At 43.4% G+C, this 17,840-nt stretch carries 17 protein-coding genes; 7 read left to right on the plus strand and 10 right to left on the minus strand.

What is annotated here, in order from left to right; genetic code table 11:
* Positions 1-44: 44 nt before the first annotated feature.
* From ABFY09_RS00190 to ABFY09_RS00205, 4 genes are read right to left on the minus strand one after another with little or no spacing between them, the layout of a single operon-like run.
* Positions 45-719: a sarcosine oxidase subunit gamma family protein gene (locus ABFY09_RS00190; protein ID WP_347982277.1), complete on the minus strand. Its 675-nt coding sequence runs from the start codon at positions 717-719 to the stop codon at positions 45-47.
* Positions 712-3,729 (minus strand): sarcosine oxidase subunit alpha family protein, encoded by a 3,018-nt coding sequence (locus ABFY09_RS00195; RefSeq protein ID WP_347982278.1) that lies wholly within the window; start codon positions 3,727-3,729, stop codon positions 712-714. Before ABFY09_RS00195 ends, ABFY09_RS00190 begins: the two co-directional genes overlap by 8 nt.
* Positions 3,726-4,046 (minus strand): sarcosine oxidase subunit delta, encoded by a 321-nt coding sequence (locus ABFY09_RS00200; protein WP_347982279.1) that lies wholly within the window; start codon positions 4,044-4,046, stop codon positions 3,726-3,728. The genes ABFY09_RS00195 and ABFY09_RS00200 overlap by 4 nt, the downstream gene beginning before the upstream one ends.
* A 12-nt stretch (positions 4,047-4,058) precedes the next feature.
* Complete coding sequence (locus ABFY09_RS00205; RefSeq protein ID WP_347982280.1) at positions 4,059-5,312, minus strand: sarcosine oxidase subunit beta family protein; 1,254 nt, start codon at positions 5,310-5,312, stop codon at positions 4,059-4,061.
* 420 nt (positions 5,313-5,732) lie between these two features.
* On the opposite strand from ABFY09_RS00205, the gene ABFY09_RS00210 reads away from it, so the two are divergent.
* A complete protein-coding gene (locus tag ABFY09_RS00210) occupies positions 5,733-5,951 on the plus strand; it encodes a TauD/TfdA family dioxygenase (protein WP_347982547.1) in 219 nt (72 codons plus the stop codon).
* Between the two features lie 8 nt (positions 5,952-5,959).
* Here ABFY09_RS00210 and ABFY09_RS00215 read toward each other — a convergent pair whose 3' ends face one another.
* Entirely contained in the window at positions 5,960-6,856 is an 897-nt protein-coding gene (locus ABFY09_RS00215; RefSeq protein WP_347982281.1) for a LysR substrate-binding domain-containing protein, read from the minus strand.
* Positions 6,857-6,937: 81 nt separating this feature from the next.
* Here ABFY09_RS00215 and ABFY09_RS00220 point away from each other — a divergent pair, with 81 nt between their 5' ends.
* On the plus strand, positions 6,938-7,591 hold the full coding sequence (locus ABFY09_RS00220) for a LysE family translocator (RefSeq protein WP_347982282.1): 654 nt from the start codon (positions 6,938-6,940) through the stop codon (positions 7,589-7,591).
* A gap of 147 nt (positions 7,592-7,738) precedes the next feature.
* Here ABFY09_RS00220 and ABFY09_RS00225 read toward each other — a convergent pair whose 3' ends face one another.
* Positions 7,739-8,695: an ornithine cyclodeaminase family protein gene (locus tag ABFY09_RS00225; RefSeq protein WP_347982283.1), complete on the minus strand. Its 957-nt coding sequence runs from the start codon at positions 8,693-8,695 to the stop codon at positions 7,739-7,741.
* A gap of 534 nt (positions 8,696-9,229) precedes the next feature.
* Here ABFY09_RS00225 and dctP point away from each other — a divergent pair.
* The 4 genes from dctP (at position 9,230) to ABFY09_RS00245 (ending at position 13,052) form a co-directional block, all read left to right on the plus strand.
* Positions 9,230-10,291 (plus strand): TRAP transporter substrate-binding protein DctP, encoded by a 1,062-nt coding sequence (dctP, locus tag ABFY09_RS00230; protein WP_347982284.1) that lies wholly within the window; start codon positions 9,230-9,232, stop codon positions 10,289-10,291.
* A 78-nt stretch (positions 10,292-10,369) separates the two neighbouring features.
* Positions 10,370-10,879: a TRAP transporter small permease subunit gene (locus ABFY09_RS00235; RefSeq protein ID WP_347982285.1), complete on the plus strand. Its 510-nt coding sequence runs from the start codon at positions 10,370-10,372 to the stop codon at positions 10,877-10,879.
* Positions 10,876-12,198, plus strand: coding sequence for a TRAP transporter large permease subunit (locus tag ABFY09_RS00240; protein ID WP_347982286.1), 1,323 nt, complete (start codon positions 10,876-10,878; stop codon positions 12,196-12,198). Before ABFY09_RS00235 ends, ABFY09_RS00240 begins: the two co-directional genes overlap by 4 nt.
* Positions 12,199-12,320: 122 nt before the next feature.
* Positions 12,321-13,052, plus strand: coding sequence for an AraC family transcriptional regulator (locus ABFY09_RS00245; RefSeq protein WP_347982287.1), 732 nt, complete (start codon positions 12,321-12,323; stop codon positions 13,050-13,052).
* A gap of 56 nt (positions 13,053-13,108) precedes the next feature.
* On the opposite strand, the gene ABFY09_RS00250 is transcribed toward ABFY09_RS00245, so the two are convergent.
* A complete protein-coding gene (locus tag ABFY09_RS00250) occupies positions 13,109-13,714 on the minus strand; it encodes a methylamine utilization protein (RefSeq protein WP_347982288.1) in 606 nt (201 codons plus the stop codon).
* Between the two features lie 145 nt (positions 13,715-13,859).
* Here ABFY09_RS00250 and ABFY09_RS00255 point away from each other — a divergent pair, with 145 nt between their 5' ends.
* Entirely contained in the window at positions 13,860-14,585 is a 726-nt protein-coding gene (locus ABFY09_RS00255) for an AraC family transcriptional regulator (RefSeq protein ID WP_347982289.1), read from the plus strand.
* 6 nt (positions 14,586-14,591) lie between these two features.
* On the opposite strand, the gene ABFY09_RS00260 is transcribed toward ABFY09_RS00255, so the two are convergent.
* Genes ABFY09_RS00260 through ABFY09_RS00270 form a run of 3 tightly spaced genes read right to left on the minus strand, consistent with a single transcriptional unit; the run spans position 14,592 to position 17,777 of the window.
* Positions 14,592-15,674 carry an ABC transporter substrate-binding protein gene (locus ABFY09_RS00260; protein ID WP_347982290.1) on the minus strand — a complete coding sequence of 361 codons (1,083 nt, stop codon included), beginning with the start codon at positions 15,672-15,674 and terminating at the stop codon, positions 14,592-14,594.
* Entirely contained in the window at positions 15,671-17,131 is a 1,461-nt protein-coding gene (locus tag ABFY09_RS00265; protein WP_347982291.1) for a sensor histidine kinase, read from the minus strand. The genes ABFY09_RS00260 and ABFY09_RS00265 overlap by 4 nt, the downstream gene beginning before the upstream one ends.
* Positions 17,094-17,777, minus strand: a complete 684-nt coding sequence (locus tag ABFY09_RS00270) for a response regulator transcription factor (protein WP_347982292.1) — start codon at positions 17,775-17,777, stop codon at positions 17,094-17,096. Before ABFY09_RS00270 ends, ABFY09_RS00265 begins: the two co-directional genes overlap by 38 nt.
* Between the last annotated feature and the right edge of the window lie 63 nt (positions 17,778-17,840).

Consider the following 17,840-nt stretch of genomic DNA (forward strand, 5'->3'; position numbering starts at 1 on the left):
ACAACCAACCTACATCACTTATTTAAGAAAGGAATAAAAAGAGACTAAGACGCTTCTACGACCAAGCCATATTCTAGGCTGGCATCTTGAATCCAAAGCCAAACATAGTCAGCAAAGCTACGTCGAATCACTAATTCAAAGCGATTTTCGTCCAATCGACGCATGGTGGTTGTGGTTTTCGCAAACAAGGTAGACACTACTTTTCCAATAGGAAAAGCCGTGATATACAAATCCACTGGAGTAGACTTTTGCAACAACTCAACAACATTGTCACCAGACAGCTCTAAAACAGTCGAACCACCGCTGCTATTTACCAATGAATAATGCCCCGGCATTTCGTCACGAAAAGCCGTTTCAATATCAAAGGTTTCCAGTCCTGGCACTAAAATCAGCCATTCATCTGGCGACATCCAACGAATAGAGTAATCACCCTTTTCTACCGACGTCAGTGGTGCGAGTGGCAAAGCCACGCCTAGAACACGCTCAACAGCGGCTAATTGATCAGCACTGCTTGGATTACAGCGTAACGTCAAATGGCCCAATAATTTGTGCTCACGAAGGTGAACACCACCAATTTGAGCACCTTGCTTTGCCAGCGTTTCAAAATCTGCATGGTGAAGTGGCGATTGCCCTTCAACCTCTGAGCCGGGAATTTGATTCATTACCGCGGCTTTTGTCGCAGCACTTTCTGCTGCCGTCATTTGATTCACATCAGACATTTTGACGCTCCCCTTTCGGATCAAAGAAGATCGGGCTGCAAATTTCAGCTTCAATCATGGTGCCATCGGCCATTGGGTAATAAACCGTTTCACCCATTTTTTCCAAGCCTCCTTTTATGAAGCCCATAGCAATGGAATGCCCTAGCGCTTCACTCCAATAACTCGAACTAATATGACCTTCAATCGGTATTGGCATTTTCGCCTTCGGATCTAATATTGCGGCAGATCCTTCGGGAATCACTTGTTTTGGATCTTTGGTTTTCAAGCCTACTAACTGCTTACGGTTTTCTCGAACGCAATCAGAACGATTCATTCCACGCTTACCTATGTAACTAAAAGGCTTCTGATTCGACACACACCAACCCATGCCTAAATCGTATGGCGTAACCGAACCATCTGTATCTTGACCTGCGATAATAAAGCCTTTTTCAGCACGAAGAATATGCATGGTTTCCGTTCCGTATGGCGTTAAGCCGTACTTCTCGCCTGCTTCGATAAGCTTTTCCCAAACCGCCATTCCGTAGTTAGCTTGGACGTTAATCTCGAACGATAACTCGCCTGTAAAGGAAATTCGGAACACTCGTGCAGGCACACCTGCCACAGTGATTTGCTTCCAATCCATATAACGGAAGTTATCATTGCTGACATCAAAATCTGTTAGTTCTTCCAACAATTTACGACTGTTTGGACCAGTGATTGTGGCAGTAGACCAATGATCTGTGACCGTATTGAAGTAAACTTCCAGCTCTGGCCATTCTGTTTGATGGTATAGCTCTAACCACTCATAAACATGGGCTGCGCCACCCGTTGTGGTCGTCATCACAAAGTGATTCTCGCCTAAACACGCGGTAACGCCATCGTCGAATACCATGCCGTCTTCGCCACACATTAATCCGTAACGACATTTTCCAACGGCTAATTTAGCCCACGCATTGGAGTAAACACGGCCTAAAAATTCACGGGCGTCTTTGCCCTGAATGTCGATTTTACCCAAGGTTGAAGCATCCAAAATTCCAACAGCATTACGCACAGCCAAACATTCACGATTCAATGTCTGCTGCATAGTTTCGCCTGCTTTCGGGAAATACCATGGACGCTTCCACTGGCCAACATCTTCAAACAAGGCGCCTTGTTCAACATGCCATTTATGCATCGCCGTATAACGCTTTGGCTCAAATAAAGCCCCACAATGGCGACCAATAACAGCACCAAATGCAATCGGCGTATAATTCGGACGAAATACCGTTGTGCCCGTTTCTGGGATGGATTTATTCAACGCCTTCGCCGCGACGGCCATACCATTGATGTTGCCTAATTTACCTTGGTCTGTACCAAAGCCCATCGCGGTATAACGCTTCACATGCTCAATGGCTTCAAAACCTTCACGGCAAGCGATTTCAATGCCAGCCGCTGTTACATCAGTTTGATAATCCACAAATTGTTTAGGCGCTTGAGACGTTGGCTTCAAATGCGGAATATGGAACAAGCTCATAGGTGGTGTGATGTCTAAGGTTTCCACCTCTGGCAAAGTAACCTCTGCTGCAACTAAACCAAGACTTCCCAAGGCTTGTTTGCCTGCGGACAAACCTTCTTCTAATACCCGAGAGGTTTCATATTGGCCATTCATTCCGCCTGCTGTAAGCTGCTTCTGTATCGTTGGTCCAGGCAAAAAACCCACTACAGAGTCGCTCCAAACAGGACGAGCACCGGTATGACATGACAAATGAATAACTGGGCTCCAGCCACCTGACGTCGCAACCGTATCGGCTTTTAATTTCACAATTGAGCCAACCACTTGGCTGCCATCGTCGCTTAACTTAGCCACAGACACACTGGTAACGCGCTTACTGCCCTGAACTTCAATGACACCAGAGCCAACCATGATAGAAATGCCTCGCTCACGCGCCGCCTGAACCAATGTGCCTTCTGGGTGCTTGCGAGTATCAACAATCGCCACGACATTACGACCAGCATCCGCCCAATCTATAGCCGCTTGATAGCCATAATCATTGGTCGTCATCACCACCAAATCATTGCCCGGAACAACACCATAGCGATTAATATAAGCAGAAACCGCACTGGAAATCATACAACCTGGAACATCATTGTTGGCATAAACCAAAGGACGTTCATGGGCACCGGTTGCCAACACAACCCATTTTGCTCGCACGCGGTGCATACGCTGACGAACATGATTTACAGGCGCGATGTCGGCCAAATGGTCTGTTCGACGTTCGTGAACCGTCAGGAAATTATGATCGTGATAGCCGTTTACCGTAGAGCGCGGCAACATGGTGACGTTGTCATAAGAACTTAGCTCTTTAACCACAGATCCAACCCACTCTGTAGCAGGTTTACCATCTAATGTTTCAGCGCTGTTTAATAGACTGCCACCAAATTCATTTTGTTCATCTGCAATGATGACACGAGCGCCACCGCGAGCCGCCGTTAACGCGGCAGTCAAACCTGCCGGTCCAGCGCCCACTACCATCACGTCACAATGTTGATTCATGGTGTCGTAAGTATCTGGGTCTATTTCCTTTGGCGCCCGCCCCATGCCTGCGGCTTTACGAATCATGGACTCATAGGTTTCCCACAAAGACTCTGGAAACATAAAAGTTTTGTAGTAAAAACCAGGCGGCATCATATTCCCGCCGATTTTGCCAATCATGCCCATGACATCCGTATCCACACTTGGCCAACCATTGGTGGATGTGGATACCAAACCATCGAATAGCTCTTGCTGAGTTGCGCGAACGTTAGGAACTTGCGTGGCTTCCGTAGCGCCTAATTGCAGCACGGCGTTTGGCTCTTCAGCACCCGCAGCAACAATGCCTCTTGGACGGCTGTATTTAAAACTACGAGCGACAACATCAATGCCGTTAGCCAACATGGCAGAGGCTAACGTGTCACCTTGGTAACCTGTGTATTTTTTACCGTTATAGGTAAATGTAAGCGGTTTAGAACGGTCAATTCGACCTACGCTATCGAGGCGATTCTGTTGTGTCATGATTGCACTCCTAACGTATCCTGTGGCGGAACAGCATCAGCAATAACAGAAGGTTGCTCGCCAATTTTATAAACTTCTTTGATTTCGTAACTCTGAGTGTCGCGGGTCATATTAAAGAACTTCCGACAACCAGCCGCGTGAACCCATAATTCATGGTGAAGACCCCGTGGGTTTTTGCGAAAAAACATGTACTCACCCCACTCCTGATCAGAGCAAGCTTCTGGGTCTAATGGGCGAGTAATGTGCGCCTGACCAACGGCGTGAAACTCTTCTTCTTCTCGGTATTCCGCACAATGCGGGCAATAAATATGTAACATTTTGATCCCCTATTAGTGCGCTACGCCGGCGGCGCCGTGCTCGTCAATTAATGCGCCCGTGTAGAAGCGTTTAATGGAGAAAGGCTCTGCAATTGGATGAGGTTTACCATCTGCCAAAGTATGAGCAAACAGGTTTCCAGAACCGGGCGTTCCTTTAAATCCACCGGTTCCCCAGCCACAGTTAAAGAATAAATTCTTCACAGGTGTTTCAGAGATAATTGGGCTGGCGTCTGGGCACGCATCAACAATACCGCCCCACTGACGATTCATACGAACACGACTGGTGCAAGGGAACATTTCTACAATGGCTTGAAGCGTATGCTCAATAATTCCATATGAACCACGCTGTCCATAACCTACCCAACCATCGATGCCTGCACCAATGACCAAATCCCCTTTGTCAGATTGGCTCATGTAACCATGCACATGGTTAGACATTACCACCGTATCCAAGAACGGCTTGATTGGCTCAGACACCAAGGCCTGCAAAGGATGAGATTCTACTGGCAATTCAAAACCTGCCATTTTCGCCAACACACCGCTGTTTCCAGCCACAACACAACCTACGCGATCTGCTTTTAACACACCGTGCTGCTTGGTTTTCACGCCTGTGATCTTGCCATCGTTTATTTCCATATCGATGACTTCACAGTTTTGGATAAGATCCACACCTAAGGCATCTGCTGCTCGAGCATAACCCCAAGCCACCGCATCATGACGAGCGTTACCCGCACGACGCTGAACCGATGCCCCAAGAATTGGGTAACGGGCATTTTTTGAACAATCTAAAGTAGGAATTTCTTTTTGTAGCTGCTCTGCATCCACCATTTCATTGTCGATACCTTGCAAACGGTTTGCCGCCACAAGACGTTCATTGGCGCGCATGTCCTGCAGTGTATGACAAGTGTGATAAACGCCTCGTTGGGAAAACATAACATTGTAATTAAGCTCTTGTGCCAACCCTTCCCAAAGCTGCATGGAATGCTCGTACAAAGCAGCCGATTCATCCCATAAATAATTAGAACGCACAATAGTGGTATTGCGGCACGCATTACCACCGCCCAAATGGCCTTTTTCCAACACAGCAACATTGGTAATGCCATGCTCTTTTGCCAAATAATAAGCCGTCGCCAAACCGTGGCCACCACCGCCAATAATAATGACATCGTATTTCTTTTTCGGCGTTGGGTTGCGCCATACTCGTTGCCAGTTCTCATGATGGCTAAGACTGTGTTTTAACAACCCGAAGCCTGAATAATGCTGCATCAGATCAGCTCCCTTAGATAAACAATCAGCATCGCTAATCGTCATGGTGAAAAATAAAAAATGGGGATGGCTCAAATCAGCCCAGACCACCATAGGCCATGCATTTGGACTGATAATAAAGACAATGATTTAGGTTCTTATGCTTAAGAACGTCCAGTGAATGACAATTAACGACAGAGGACAAAAAACGACTTAGAGGTGAGTGTAATAAGGAATGTTAAGAACTGATTTATGACAATAAATATTGTGGAATATTTAATCACTAGAAGGCGTCAATTCTTTCATTTCTTCATGTAACCAATCTCGAAAAACAATGGCCGATTTTGTAAGTGGTTTATCTTTAGGAAAGGCTAAATAGTAATTATCTTTAGTGTTGATTCTGGTATCGAATGGCGCTCGTAACTTCCCTATAACTATTATCTGGCGTATCGTAATTTAATGGCTCGACTAAGAGATGAACGTTTTGGCATTCAATTCAAACTGCAGGCAGGCCAAACGGTAGTATTTGATAATCGAAAAGTATTACATGGTCGTAATAAATTTGAGGACTCAACAGGTCGCCGGCATTTGCATGGCTGTTATGTGGATCGCACGGAATTCCAAAGCCGCCTACGAGTATTGACTCAGAAATATCAATAACACGGACTTTAAACCTGATTCACCTGCTCTCTTAACCAAACACAAAAAGCTTTTATTCTTGGGTCTTGTTGTGGGTCATTAAATGTCAGAGCGGCGTAGCTATAACCCGTTTCTTCCATACCAAGTGGCGCAATGAGTCTTTGGCTTTCTAAATCATCAGATACCAAAGGCACTGAACCAATTGCGACACCTAACTTATCTTGCGCTGCTTGTAGAGCATAAAAAAAGTGATCAAAATGCTGTTCACTTTTCGGGCTTTCTTTTTCTAAATCAGACGTATTGATCCAGTCATTCCAAGCATTTGGGCGAGTTCGGCTGTGCAGCCAGTTAGCGTTAAAAAGGTCTTCTTGACTGTATCTCCTCCAGTAATCTTGTGTACACACAGGGCCAGCCAATTCTTCGCATAAATGTGTTACATGGTAGTCTTCGGGAATACCAAAATCGGTTCGACGAATCGCGATATCACAGTTTTCCGACAACAAATCAATCGGGCCGCCTGCCATTCTCAGATCAACATTCAAATCGGGATATTTCTCATGAAAACCACCTAAACGAGGCATTAACCAACGCATAGCCAAACTTGGTTCACAAGACACAGTCAAAAATGGCGATGCTTTATCGTGTCTATGTATTTCTTCTACCGTTTGGTTAAGTGTGTTTAAGGTTTCCGTCGCAGTTTTAAAAAGTCGTTGTCCTGCCGTCGTGAGATACACACGCCGATTGCGTCGTACGAATAAATCAACGCCGATACGCTCTTCTATTTGAGCAACCGCTCGGCTGATTGCACCATGTGTTAAATGCAGCTCTTGAGCAGCGCGAGAAAAGCTTTGATGCCGTGCTGCCGCTTCAAATGCAGGCAAAGCAGACAAAGGAGGAAGTCGCCTTTTTATGTGAATATTACTCACAGTATTTACCACTTTTTATCGATTTTATGAGGTTTTAAAATAATTCATACTCTTATTATTCACAAATAAGAGTAACTTACTATGTTAAATATAGATCACTTTGAACTCTACTCCGTCGCCGTTATCACCTTGTTAGCGGTTATCAGCCCTGGGCCCGACTTTGCCATGGTGTCAAAAGTGGCGCTGCTTAAAGGAAGAAGAAATGGTATTGCCTGTGCTTTAGGCATTAGTGCTGCGATTGGTGTGCATTTAGCCTATACCCTTTTTGGGTTAGGCGTCCTGTTTGCCAATAATATTTGGGTGTTAAATACATTACGCTACCTTGGCGCCTTGTATCTTATTTGGTTAGGCGTATCGGCGTTATGGCCGGATATCAAAGGCGTTTTATCTAAGAAAAACTCAGAAACAATGTCAGATAAGACAACACAAGAACTGGCCCCCACCAAAAATATATCGCCATTTTGGACTGGATTTACTTGCAACGCATTAAACCCAAAAACCATGTTGTTCATCGTGGCTTTATTCAGCCAGGTTATTTCAGACAAAACACCATTGGCAATGGAATTGGGGTATGGAATTTATATCGCGCTCGCCCATTTTGCATGGTTTGCTCTGGTGGCGTGTTTGCTTACTTCGGTAAGAATTCAAAAGAAAATATTGGTGTTTAAGATTTGGATTGAGCGCACTACAGGAATTTTACTCGCATCATTTGGGATACGCTTGCTACTTGAATAGCGCTGGGCTTATCGATTGTATCTAAAACCCCGATATGAACTAAAAAGTAAGCTAAAACGATAACTAAATACCTTAGTTATCGTTTTATTTTTGTTTAGAAATGATGACCTTAAATGCAATGAAATTTTAGGAAAAATAGAGGTCTTCTTAAGCTCTATCGTACCAAAGCATTGCTGTGGCCAAATCTTCAACGGAAGAACCAACCGCTTTAAAGACTGATATGTCGTTTTCAGGGTCGTTAAACGCTTTACGTCCAGCATGTTGGCCACGACTCAAGGTGAAAAAGTCGCCAATAATATGATCTTCCGTTATTGCGCCACTTTTAATTGGGCTAATAAAGTCTCCCGTTTCCGTCAAGGCGGCAGCTTTAAAGTCGGCAAAGACTTGCGCTTTTTTCATTAGTTCATCATCTGCTTCACGCATATGAGGAGTAAAGCTACCAATTAGATCAATATGTGTTCCTGGCGTTACCCATTCGCCAAGTACCATTGGTTCTTCACTTAACGTTGCACAACTCACAATATCCGCCCAGGCAACAGCATTAGGTAAATCTTCTTTGCTGACCACACTTGCTTTAATCTTCCACTCTTTTTGAACCTGCTCTGCTAGAGTCGCAGCAGCTTCTTCATGGATGTTATAGATCTTGATTTCTTCTAAATTTCTCACGGTTGCCATTGCCGGTATCACTTGGCTAGCCACTTTACCTGCACCAATAACTAATAAGTTTTTAGACTCTGGTCGAGACAAGTATTTAGCACCCAATGCTGCTGCTGCAGCGGTACGTCTGGCTGTAATCACATTGCCATCAAACTGAGCCAATGGCAGACCTGTTTTTGCACAGCTAAGAATATAAATACTGTTTAAACCAGGTAAGCCTTCCTCACCATTACTAGGAAAAACACTAACCTGCTTCACACCAAAATAAAGGCCTTCTAACCAAGCAGGCATTAACAGTAATGTGGCGTCTTTTTTATTCGGAACGTTTAAATAGTGATGGTGACGAATTGGGCATTTTATATCTAATTTAAAGGCATCATCTAATGCTGAAATTACCTTTTCATAAGGTAAACAACCATCTTCATACTGCACAAAAATATTTTTCATTTGAGGTTCCCTTAGTGCTATTACAAGCCAATTTTCTCAAGAATTTCTTGAAGTAGATAACAACAACCGATTGAGCAGGTAGCAGCAGACTACCCTATTGATACAGATAAGTTTCATAGTCGAGCTCTACTGTTTGCTTTTTCTACGCCCACAAAAATAAACAAAAACAGAGAAAAATCTTACCTATTTTGTGAAAAAGCCATGTTTTCAACAAAAATATCAGGATTTTTGACAAATTGAACTCTGTGAAACCCCATACAATCGATACACACCTTATGAAAAAGGGTTGTTTAATAAGGATTACTCTCAACCCAAATGTATCATTACCTTTCAACGATAAAGGTGAAAGAACACAAAAAAGCTCTAAAAATCTAGTTCAGTAACAAAGAAGAAAACAGGTTTGTAAGTAAACAGCGCTCCGCTATTTGGCGAATACATTAAAATAACAAGTTATTCACGGAAGGCCGCTTTTTTGTAAGGACTCAGATCCAATTGTTATAAACCATTAAAATGACAAAACATATAGGAACGAATATGAAATCAATTAAAAGAATTTTATCAACGACTATTATTGCCTCAGCTGTTATGGCGGCGAGTGTGAATATCAATGCGGCAGACAAAGAATGGCGCATGGCAACACCTTGGTCTGGCGGTCCTTGGCTAGAGCGTGATGCACAAGGTTTTGCTGATCATGTTAATTCAATGAGCGACGGCGGCTTTGAAATCAAAGTATTCCCAGGCGGTACATTAGGTAGCGCATTGAAAGTCACAGAAACCGTAAAGTCAGGCGTAGCGCAGATTAGTCAAAACTACATCAACTATGATTACGGTGTTGACCCAACGGCAGCACTGCTTGCAGGCCACTCAAGCGGTCTAACACCTGAAGAGTTCATGTTATGGATTTATCAAGGTGGCGGTCTTGAATTGTACGAACAGTTCCGCTTAGAAAAATCCAAAGTTGTTGCTCTTCCTTGCTCTATTTTGGGCACAGAAATCTTCCTTCACTCCAATAAAAAAGTGCAAACCTTTGAAGACTTCCAAGGTCTACGCCTTAGAACATCTGGCGCTTGGGCGGAAATCGCATCACGCTTGGGTGCTTCTACTGTCGTAATGGCGGGTAGCGAAATTTACAGCGCACTGGAGCGTGGCGTAATTGATGCCGCAGAATGGGGAAGCCCAGAGCTAAACAAACCGACAGGATTCCAAGAAGTTGCAAAATACGTCATGGTGCCGGGTATCCATCAATCTGGCGGTGTTTTAGAATGTCAGGTTAACAAACGAGAATGGGACAAACTTACTGAGAAAGAGCAAAATGTATTGCGTAACTCAGCTAAATTGTCTGTATTTGATTCTTGGTTGGCCTCTTCTTATGCCGATCTAGCCGCTTATGAAGAACTAAAAAGTGGTAAAAACGAAATCGTTAAACTAGATCCTAGTTTCATTACTAAAGTCCTTGAAGAAACAACTGCGTGGGAAGATGAAAACGCTGCGAAAAACCCTTGGTTTGCCAAAGTATTGAACTCGCAACGGGCATTCAAAGAAGAAATGACAAACTGGTCAGAATATCGCTTAACGATTGGTGAATCTGAACTTTAATAAATAAGAGAAGAGGCGCTGCAGGCGTCTCTTCTGTTTTATTTGTCCACTATTTAGAACAGTACCTTCAGGAAAACAATGATTCTTATAAAACTGTTAGAGGTGACAACGCGTTTCTTTGGAGCCATTGCCGCCCTATTGATCATTCCGCTTGTCGGCGCACTCATCATCGAAGTATTCAGCCGCCACGTTTTAGGGTCGCCAACTGCTTGGGCCTTTGAGATTAGTTACATGGTAATGGGAACACTGTTTGTGCTTGGCATGGCGAATACTCTACGCCTTAAGCAACACGTCAGCGTTGATCTTCTCACCATGAAAATGCCAGTAAAGCTCGCCGCTGGTATTCGAGCCATTTTTTACATCATGCTGTTGCCTATTCTTATTTGGCTAACTTGGGAGCTTGCCCACTACTTTTACGAAGCCTACGAAAGTGGCGAAAGATCAGGACGATCTGCGTGGAACCCAATTATTTGGCCTATTTATTTCACTTGGTTCTTAGGTTTCTTATTACTCGTTTTACAACTTTTCGCCGAACTCCTTAAAGCCATCATTACCGTTTTTAGTAAGAAAGAGGGTGACTTTACATGAGTGATTTCCTACCTATTTTAATGTTTCCTGTGCTCATCCTATTTATTTTTCTAGGAGTGCAAATTGCGTTTGCAATGCTACTCACCGCCGCCATTTTCGGCCTAATGATGTTTGGTGATGTCACAGCTTATCAACTATTAACCAAAATCGAAGAAACCGCGTCGAACTCCATACTCGCCGCCGTGCCTTTATTTATCTTTATGGGGGCTATGCTAGAAAAATCAGGCATTGCAGAGCGTCTTTTCCATGCCATTCATTTATGGACAAAACGCCTTCCAGGTGGGATAGGCGTGGGAACTATTCTATTAGGTGCTATCTTCGCGGCATCCAGTGGTGTCGTCGGTGCAACCGAAGCCGTTATCGGCTTGCTGACCATTCCTATTATGCTTAAACATCAATATGACAAGCGTTTATTGTCTGGGCTCATTTGTGCCAGTGGTTCTTTAGGAACAGCGATTCCGCCTTCTATTACCGTTATTGTACTAGGCCCTGTTGCGGGAATTTCAGTTGGTCAATTGTTCAACGGCCTACTGATTCCGGGGCTATTAATGGCGGCATTATTTGTGATTTATGTAATTGCCTTGGCTTATTTCAAACCTGAGCTTGCACCAAGAGAACAAGGTGAAGTAGGTGTGCCACTTGGAGAAAGATTAAAAGTAACCGCAACTGCCATCTTGCCTGCTGCTGCTTTAATCTTTACGGTGCTCGGTACAATTTTACTGGGTATTGCAACACCAACTGAAGCCTCTGCTTGTGGTGCACTCGGTGCCGTGCTGTTGTCGCTTTGCTATAAAAGCTTTAATGTTAAAGTACTGTGGGACTCTATGTTGCGTACAGTGAACATCACCGCAATGATATTATTGATTGTTATGGCTGGTGGTATGTTCGCAGGAATTTTCTTTGCAACAGGTGGTATGCAAACCGTCCAGTCATTGCTCACCGGATCTGGTTTTAGCCCATACACGGTACTGGCGTTAATCTTGTTTATTGCCTTTATTGCGGGTTTCTTATTAGACATGATGTCGGTTGTGCTCATCGTCATTCCAGTGGCTATTCCAGTAGTACGTTTACTCGGATTTGATGACATCTGGTTCTGTGTTGCCTTCTTAGTAGTATTGCAAACCAGTTACTTAACACCACCTTTAGCGCCATCGATTTTCTACCTAAGAGCGATTTCGCCAGCCAGTATTACGTTAAAGCATATGTACGCTGGGGTGATACCTTTCATTATCATCCAGTTGATCGTCTTGTTCATCATTCTAATCTTCCCTGAAACCGCCCTATGGCTACCAAGAGTGCTTGGTGGACCGAGCTGGTAAAACCTCAAAACACAACTCAACAGAAGCCTTTTTGTTGAGTTGTGTAATCGATAACAATTCCTATTGACTTAACCTAAAAAATATAAGAATGTGTAAAGATTGACAGAATTTTTAGGTTCGAAATGCATGTGAAAAGTGTTGTTTTAGCTAATGAAAGTGACCAACATAACCACAACCACCATCAACTGATTATCGCAGAAAAAGGACATGCACTCTTCGAAATTGGTGGTAAAGGTGGCGTTGTTGATAATCTTCATGGTTGTATAGCGCCCGCCAGTGAAACACACTATTTCGAAGGAATTGGTGAAAACAGTCACATCGTTATAGATATACCGAGCCTACCTCTGCACAGCCGATTAGAAACGCTTTTTGAACAACCTCATTACTTCTCTGCCGACGATAGCCTGAAAATGTTGATATCATATCTAACGAAAGAGTCCAACACGTTTGAGTTATTCCCAGAAGCAGGTCAAGGCTGCACACTCAGTTTAATCGCCTCCCTACACTCTCGAATTCTAGGCGATACACGTCAATATAAAGACCGTAAGAAACTCGATATAGACTCTATCTCACGGTTTATCGACAAGCATATTGATCAAAAGCTCTCCATTGCTCAACTTGCTGAAATGCACCATGTTAGCCCTGGTCATTTTAGTGAACTGTTCACCAACGCTGCGTCAATTACACCTTATCAATTCATCCTGAGAAAACGCCTAGAAAAAGCCTACAATCTCATTGTGACGACGAACAAACCTTTATCCATAGTGGCCGATGAAGCGGGATTCAGCAATCAAAGCGCCATGACACATTTATTCCAACGCCACTACGGGCATACGCCAAAAAGCCTACGTTAATATAAAGAAAGTTAGGAAGACGACTGGCTTTTTTACAAGCAGCAGCCACCTTTGGATTAGTAACTGTGGGATTCGTGGTCGATGACTTCGATTGGCGGAAGCAACTCAATTTTCACTGTTTGCGCTGTGTCACTGGTGATATCAATCATTTCCTCTGAAGTTACACCTTCAATGAGTCTTTCGCTCCAAAATGACACTTTATCACCTAACTTAGCAGGTAAAGTGACTTGACCTTTTTTATCTGTTTTAGCCGTGTATTCGTTGTTAGCCACGTAGATATAACCAATCATGCTGTCATGAATATTACAACCTAAAACAACCATACCTGGCGCATCAAATTGTATTGGTGGAATTTCAGAACCCTTATAAAGTTTGATTTCAAAAGCTTTAGGAATAGAAAAACTGTAAACATGGTGACGAATATCATCACTGTTTGGAAAACTCACATATTGGTCTTTCTGAACAATTAAAACGCGAGGCACGAAAGAAGAATGTATCTGGTTCATCTTCTCTACCGCGTCTGGCGTCGAAACAAAACTGCCCGACAAACTCACGACGGCATTGGAAACAGGCTGATCATTTTGATCATGAATAGTTAAGGTCATATCTGCCCAAATATTTGATAGGCTTAAGCTACAAACTAGAGCGATTAAATAACGCATGATGTTTCCTTTTAATTTTAGTTTTAAACTGTGTACGATTTATAAGCTTAATCAGATTATAATGAATACTTCAAAAAGTCCCACAAAGTAATGTGTTTCTATTACAGAATTAAGAAAGCAGTCACCTTTTTAAGGAGCTAATACGATGCGCAATTCTATCGAGGTTATTTCCTATAAGGGCACAGCTGACGCACATTCTCATTCTCACACTCAAATTGTTCTTCCGCTTTTTGGTAGCCTGCATTTGGAAGTCGAAAAGCACCAACAGCCTATTCACTTTGGTCAAGCTTGCTATATTTCCACCAGCCAAGATCACACTCATTTAGCCGAACAAGACAATCGCTGTTTGGTATTAAATGCCTTACCTATCTGGGACCATAAAATCGAAAGCGAATTCAATTTTATTAACTTAGCACCACAAGCTCAGGCTTATTTACCTTTTCTGTCTAGTCTAACGACAGAAGCCAATAACAGCGTTAAAACACACCAAGCTCTGAATTTACTTGAGCATCTATTGCCGATCCCTCAAGACAAAATCAGTCATTCTGATGTCCGCTTAACAAAAGCAAAACAGCGTTTAGATAAAGACTTTCAAGCCTCTTGGAGCCTAGCGGAACTGGCTGAAGACGTACACTTAAGCCCAAGCCAATTAAGTGTTTTATTCAAACGTCACTTTGGCATAACACCAAAACAATACTTGCTCAACCGCCGCTTAGAAGAAGCCAAAGTATGGTTATCATCCACCAACAAAAGTTTAGACTACATCGCCTATCAAGTTGGATTAAGCAGCGCTAGTGTGTTGGTAAAGCTCTTTTCAAAACATTATCAAATAACACCTGGGCGCTACCGTAGTCAGTCTTTTTCTTCGTAACGCCCGCTATTCTTCCTTGATTTCTAAAGCTGCTTCCCAGTTACGAATAAAGCGCTTTTGCTTCGCAAAATCTCGTCCAACCAAAAGTTGCTGATCAAGCTCTATCACGCCAGTGGGTCCCGGCGCACTGACCACATATAAGTTATTTGGATTATTCGCGTCAGGTTGGATAGGAAATAAAAGATCCTGAGTCTGCATCATTTGTTGAGCCGTATCAGATAATAAGAAATCCAGAAACAGCCCTGCATCTCTAACATTCGGAGCATTATTCGGGATGAATGCCGTCCGCATTAACATAAGAGTGTAATCTTTTGGCAAAATCATCTTCAGCCGATCATCTTCTTGTGCCCTTTGTGACGCATAAGAACCAAGTAAGTTATAGCCAACGGCCAATTTCCCGCTCGCAATATCATCGATAATTTCATGAGTGCAACAGTAGGTTTGAATGTCGTGATTGCCGAACGCTTCCAGCAAACGCCCCCATGTTGCGTCGGCTTGTCGCGCATCCTGACTTGCTAACAAATATCCAACACCACTCTGGCGAATATCATAGGTTCCAATCCGCCGAGTCATCTCTTTGCCATGCTGTCGAATGGTTTGCAATAAAGACTGTCTATCCTCAGGCAAAGCACCGGGGAAAGCCTGTTTATTCACCAACATCACAACAGGCTCTAGCGAAAAGGCAAACAGCTGATCCCGCCATTTAAAGTTGTCTGGCAAGAGTGTAGTGACTTCTGATTGGTAGGTTTGAGCGTACCCGTCGTTAACTAATTTAAGGTGTAAATCCATCGCACTGCTGATGGCTAAACTGGCAACAGATTCCATCTTTTCTTCCATAACGAGAAAGTACAAATCCTGCGTACTTACATCTCGATAAGCCAATCGAATATTCGGATAAAGGGAAACAAATTCATTTAAAATCGGTTCAAAAGAAGCCAAATCCATGGTCGAATTTATGTGCAATATACGTGTCGCATTTTTATTTCCAAACCAAACCGCGTCATTGGCGAATACGCCTAAACTAATCACACTGAAAAGCAACGCGACTAACGCAATAATGACTTTTTTCATCACAAATGATGATTTCATACGGAGCGACTCCCCATTCTAAACTTGGCAAAATCAACCTGAAAAGTGGTGCCCTTCGGTTCCGTATCCGATATCAATATACGTGCGGAGTGGTGATCCACAATGTCCTTCACCATAGCCAAACCAACACCGCTGCCCGCCATGTCATATCGGCCTCGATAAAAGCGTTCAAACACCAGTTCTTTTTCGCCACCTGGAATCCCAACACCGTAATCAATCACATTAATGCGATAGAATTCATCGAACTCCTGAACTTGGACAATGATCTCCGATGCATGTTCCATATCTGCGTCGCTATAACGCACTGCGTTTTCAATGAGGTTTTGCATCATTTGCTGAATCGCAAAGCTATCACCCAATACCAAGGCCGTTTTTATGGTGCAATCAAGAGACAACAAAACACCTTGATGCAACGCCGTCACCGCCTGTTCGCGGCAAGACTCTGTGATCGGCTCCAACAAATCCACAGGCTCTAAACGTTGTGTTTGTAAGCGATGGGAAACAACCGCTTGATTGAGCAACAAGGTCACTGTTTGCCCTAAGGCATCACATTGCTTCACGATGTTTTCAAGCGCTTCGTGTTGTCTTTCTGGGGAGGTGTTGTCTCGTGCATTTTCAGCCAAAGCACGTAGACTGGCCAATGGAGTGCGCAATTGATGCGCTGCGTCGGCAGTATAATTTTCCAGCTGTTCCAAGTTAGTTTGCAGTCTGACCATGAAATGATTAATGGCCACTTTTAAATGGTGTGTTTCTTTTGGCGTATTAATATTAATTGGCGTTAAATCTCCCATAGCACGGTCTTCTAATGCCCGTTCGATACGATGCAACGGCCTTAAAACAAGATGACTCCCTATGGCGATCAACGCAATCGCAACCAAGGCAATTAGCACTACAACCTCTACCGCTCGGCGCGTCACAGCGGAAGCCATTTCTTCTCGTGATAAGCGAGTATGTCCCAATATGATTCGCACAGTCTGCGCCCCTTCGGGGTCAGTAAGGTGGCGTTCAAGCCAAGCAAAGCGCACCATTTCGCCAGAATATTCTTGGTTGTAAAATTGGATTTGATTTAACACTGGAGGATTGGGCGGCAAACTATGAAGGTCTTCATAGCCTGTAATGTAACCTTGCTCTAAGCTTTCTACTTTATAAAAAACGCGGTCTTCATCTGCTTGCGCTAAGGTAGCAAAGGCAGACCAAGGAATATCAATACTGACTTCGTTTCGGATCAAGCCGACATTTTCATCCATCTGCAACAAAGCGCTGCGCAATAGACGATCATAAGATAAATCCGCTAATTTACGGCTGTAATCGAACACCAAATTCACAGCCAATGCCGCAATAATACTGATGACTAAAACACCCGCCAAAATAAAACGGAAACGCAAAGAAGGCGCTTTATTTAATGCGGTAATTTCCTCTTCACTCAGATTTTGATGGTGTAAAGATTTCGGCCACATAACCAATGCCCCTTAGCGTATTGATGGTTAAATCCCCTTTAATCATTTTCTTACGTAAGCGACCAACATACAGCTCTATAGCGTTTGGCCCAGGTGTTTCATTGAAATTAAACAAATGATCGGTGATTTCGTCTTTGCTCAAAACACGCCCTAAATGGCCAAGAAAAATCTCCAACAAACGAAATTCACGGTTGGTAATGGCCGTCAATTCACCATCAATAAACACCTGACGGCTATCTCGATTCACCAGAATATTACCATGCTCAGTTGTATTAGCTGCATAACCTTGCTTTCTGCGTAGCAAAACTCGGCAGCGAGCTTCTAGCTCACCAAAATCAAATGGTTTGGTTAGGTAATCATCAGCGCCTTCATCCAATAATCGAATTCGATCCTCTATCTGATCACGAGCAGTTAAAATTAAAACAGGTGTGCCATCTTCACGCTGACGCAGCTTTTGTAACAATTGCAGGCCAGATAACCCTGGAAGGTTCAAATCCAACAAGATCAAATCGACAGATTGGTACTTCAGCAATTCATCCGCTCGTTTACCATCTCCGATCAAATCGACACCGTGACCTAGGCTTGTTAACCGCTCGCAAATTGCTTGCCCTAGAATTTGAGTGTCTTCAACTACTAAAATCCGCATAAAAACTCAACCATCTTATTATTTTTATATATTGTCTTTTTATTTAAACGAAAAAATTCGAAC

The sequence above is a fragment of the Marinomonas sp. 5E14-1 genome, from assembly GCF_039939215.1.
Taxonomy (GTDB): Bacteria; Pseudomonadota; Gammaproteobacteria; order Pseudomonadales; family Marinomonadaceae; genus Marinomonas.

What these genes read in the sequence shown, in the direction of transcription:
- ABFY09_RS00255 (WP_347982289.1), top strand. Translation starts at nt 13,860, where the DNA reads ATGCGCAATTCTATCGAGGTTATTTCCTATAAGGGCACAGCTGACGCA.
- ABFY09_RS00270 (WP_347982292.1), bottom strand. Translation starts at nt 17,777, where the DNA reads ATGCGGATTTTAGTAGTTGAAGACACTCAAATTCTAGGGCAAGCAATT.
- ABFY09_RS00190 (WP_347982277.1), bottom strand. Translation starts at nt 719, where the DNA reads ATGTCTGATGTGAATCAAATGACGGCAGCAGAAAGTGCTGCGACAAAA.
- dctP (WP_347982284.1), top strand. Translation starts at nt 9,230, where the DNA reads ATGAAATCAATTAAAAGAATTTTATCAACGACTATTATTGCCTCAGCT.
- ABFY09_RS00260 (WP_347982290.1), bottom strand. Translation starts at nt 15,674, where the DNA reads ATGAAATCATCATTTGTGATGAAAAAAGTCATTATTGCGTTAGTCGCG.
- ABFY09_RS00240 (WP_347982286.1), top strand. Translation starts at nt 10,876, where the DNA reads ATGAGTGATTTCCTACCTATTTTAATGTTTCCTGTGCTCATCCTATTT.
- ABFY09_RS00205 (WP_347982280.1), bottom strand. Translation starts at nt 5,312, where the DNA reads ATGCAGCATTATTCAGGCTTCGGGTTGTTAAAACACAGTCTTAGCCAT.
- ABFY09_RS00220 (WP_347982282.1), top strand. Translation starts at nt 6,938, where the DNA reads ATGTTAAATATAGATCACTTTGAACTCTACTCCGTCGCCGTTATCACC.
- ABFY09_RS00225 (WP_347982283.1), bottom strand. Translation starts at nt 8,695, where the DNA reads ATGAAAAATATTTTTGTGCAGTATGAAGATGGTTGTTTACCTTATGAA.
- ABFY09_RS00250 (WP_347982288.1), bottom strand. Translation starts at nt 13,714, where the DNA reads ATGCGTTATTTAATCGCTCTAGTTTGTAGCTTAAGCCTATCAAATATT.
- ABFY09_RS00245 (WP_347982287.1), top strand. Translation starts at nt 12,321, where the DNA reads ATGCATGTGAAAAGTGTTGTTTTAGCTAATGAAAGTGACCAACATAAC.
- ABFY09_RS00235 (WP_347982285.1), top strand. Translation starts at nt 10,370, where the DNA reads ATGATTCTTATAAAACTGTTAGAGGTGACAACGCGTTTCTTTGGAGCC.
- ABFY09_RS00200 (WP_347982279.1), bottom strand. Translation starts at nt 4,046, where the DNA reads ATGTTACATATTTATTGCCCGCATTGTGCGGAATACCGAGAAGAAGAA.
- ABFY09_RS00265 (WP_347982291.1), bottom strand. Translation starts at nt 17,131, where the DNA reads ATGTGGCCGAAATCTTTACACCATCAAAATCTGAGTGAAGAGGAAATT.
- ABFY09_RS00195 (WP_347982278.1), bottom strand. Translation starts at nt 3,729, where the DNA reads ATGACACAACAGAATCGCCTCGATAGCGTAGGTCGAATTGACCGTTCT.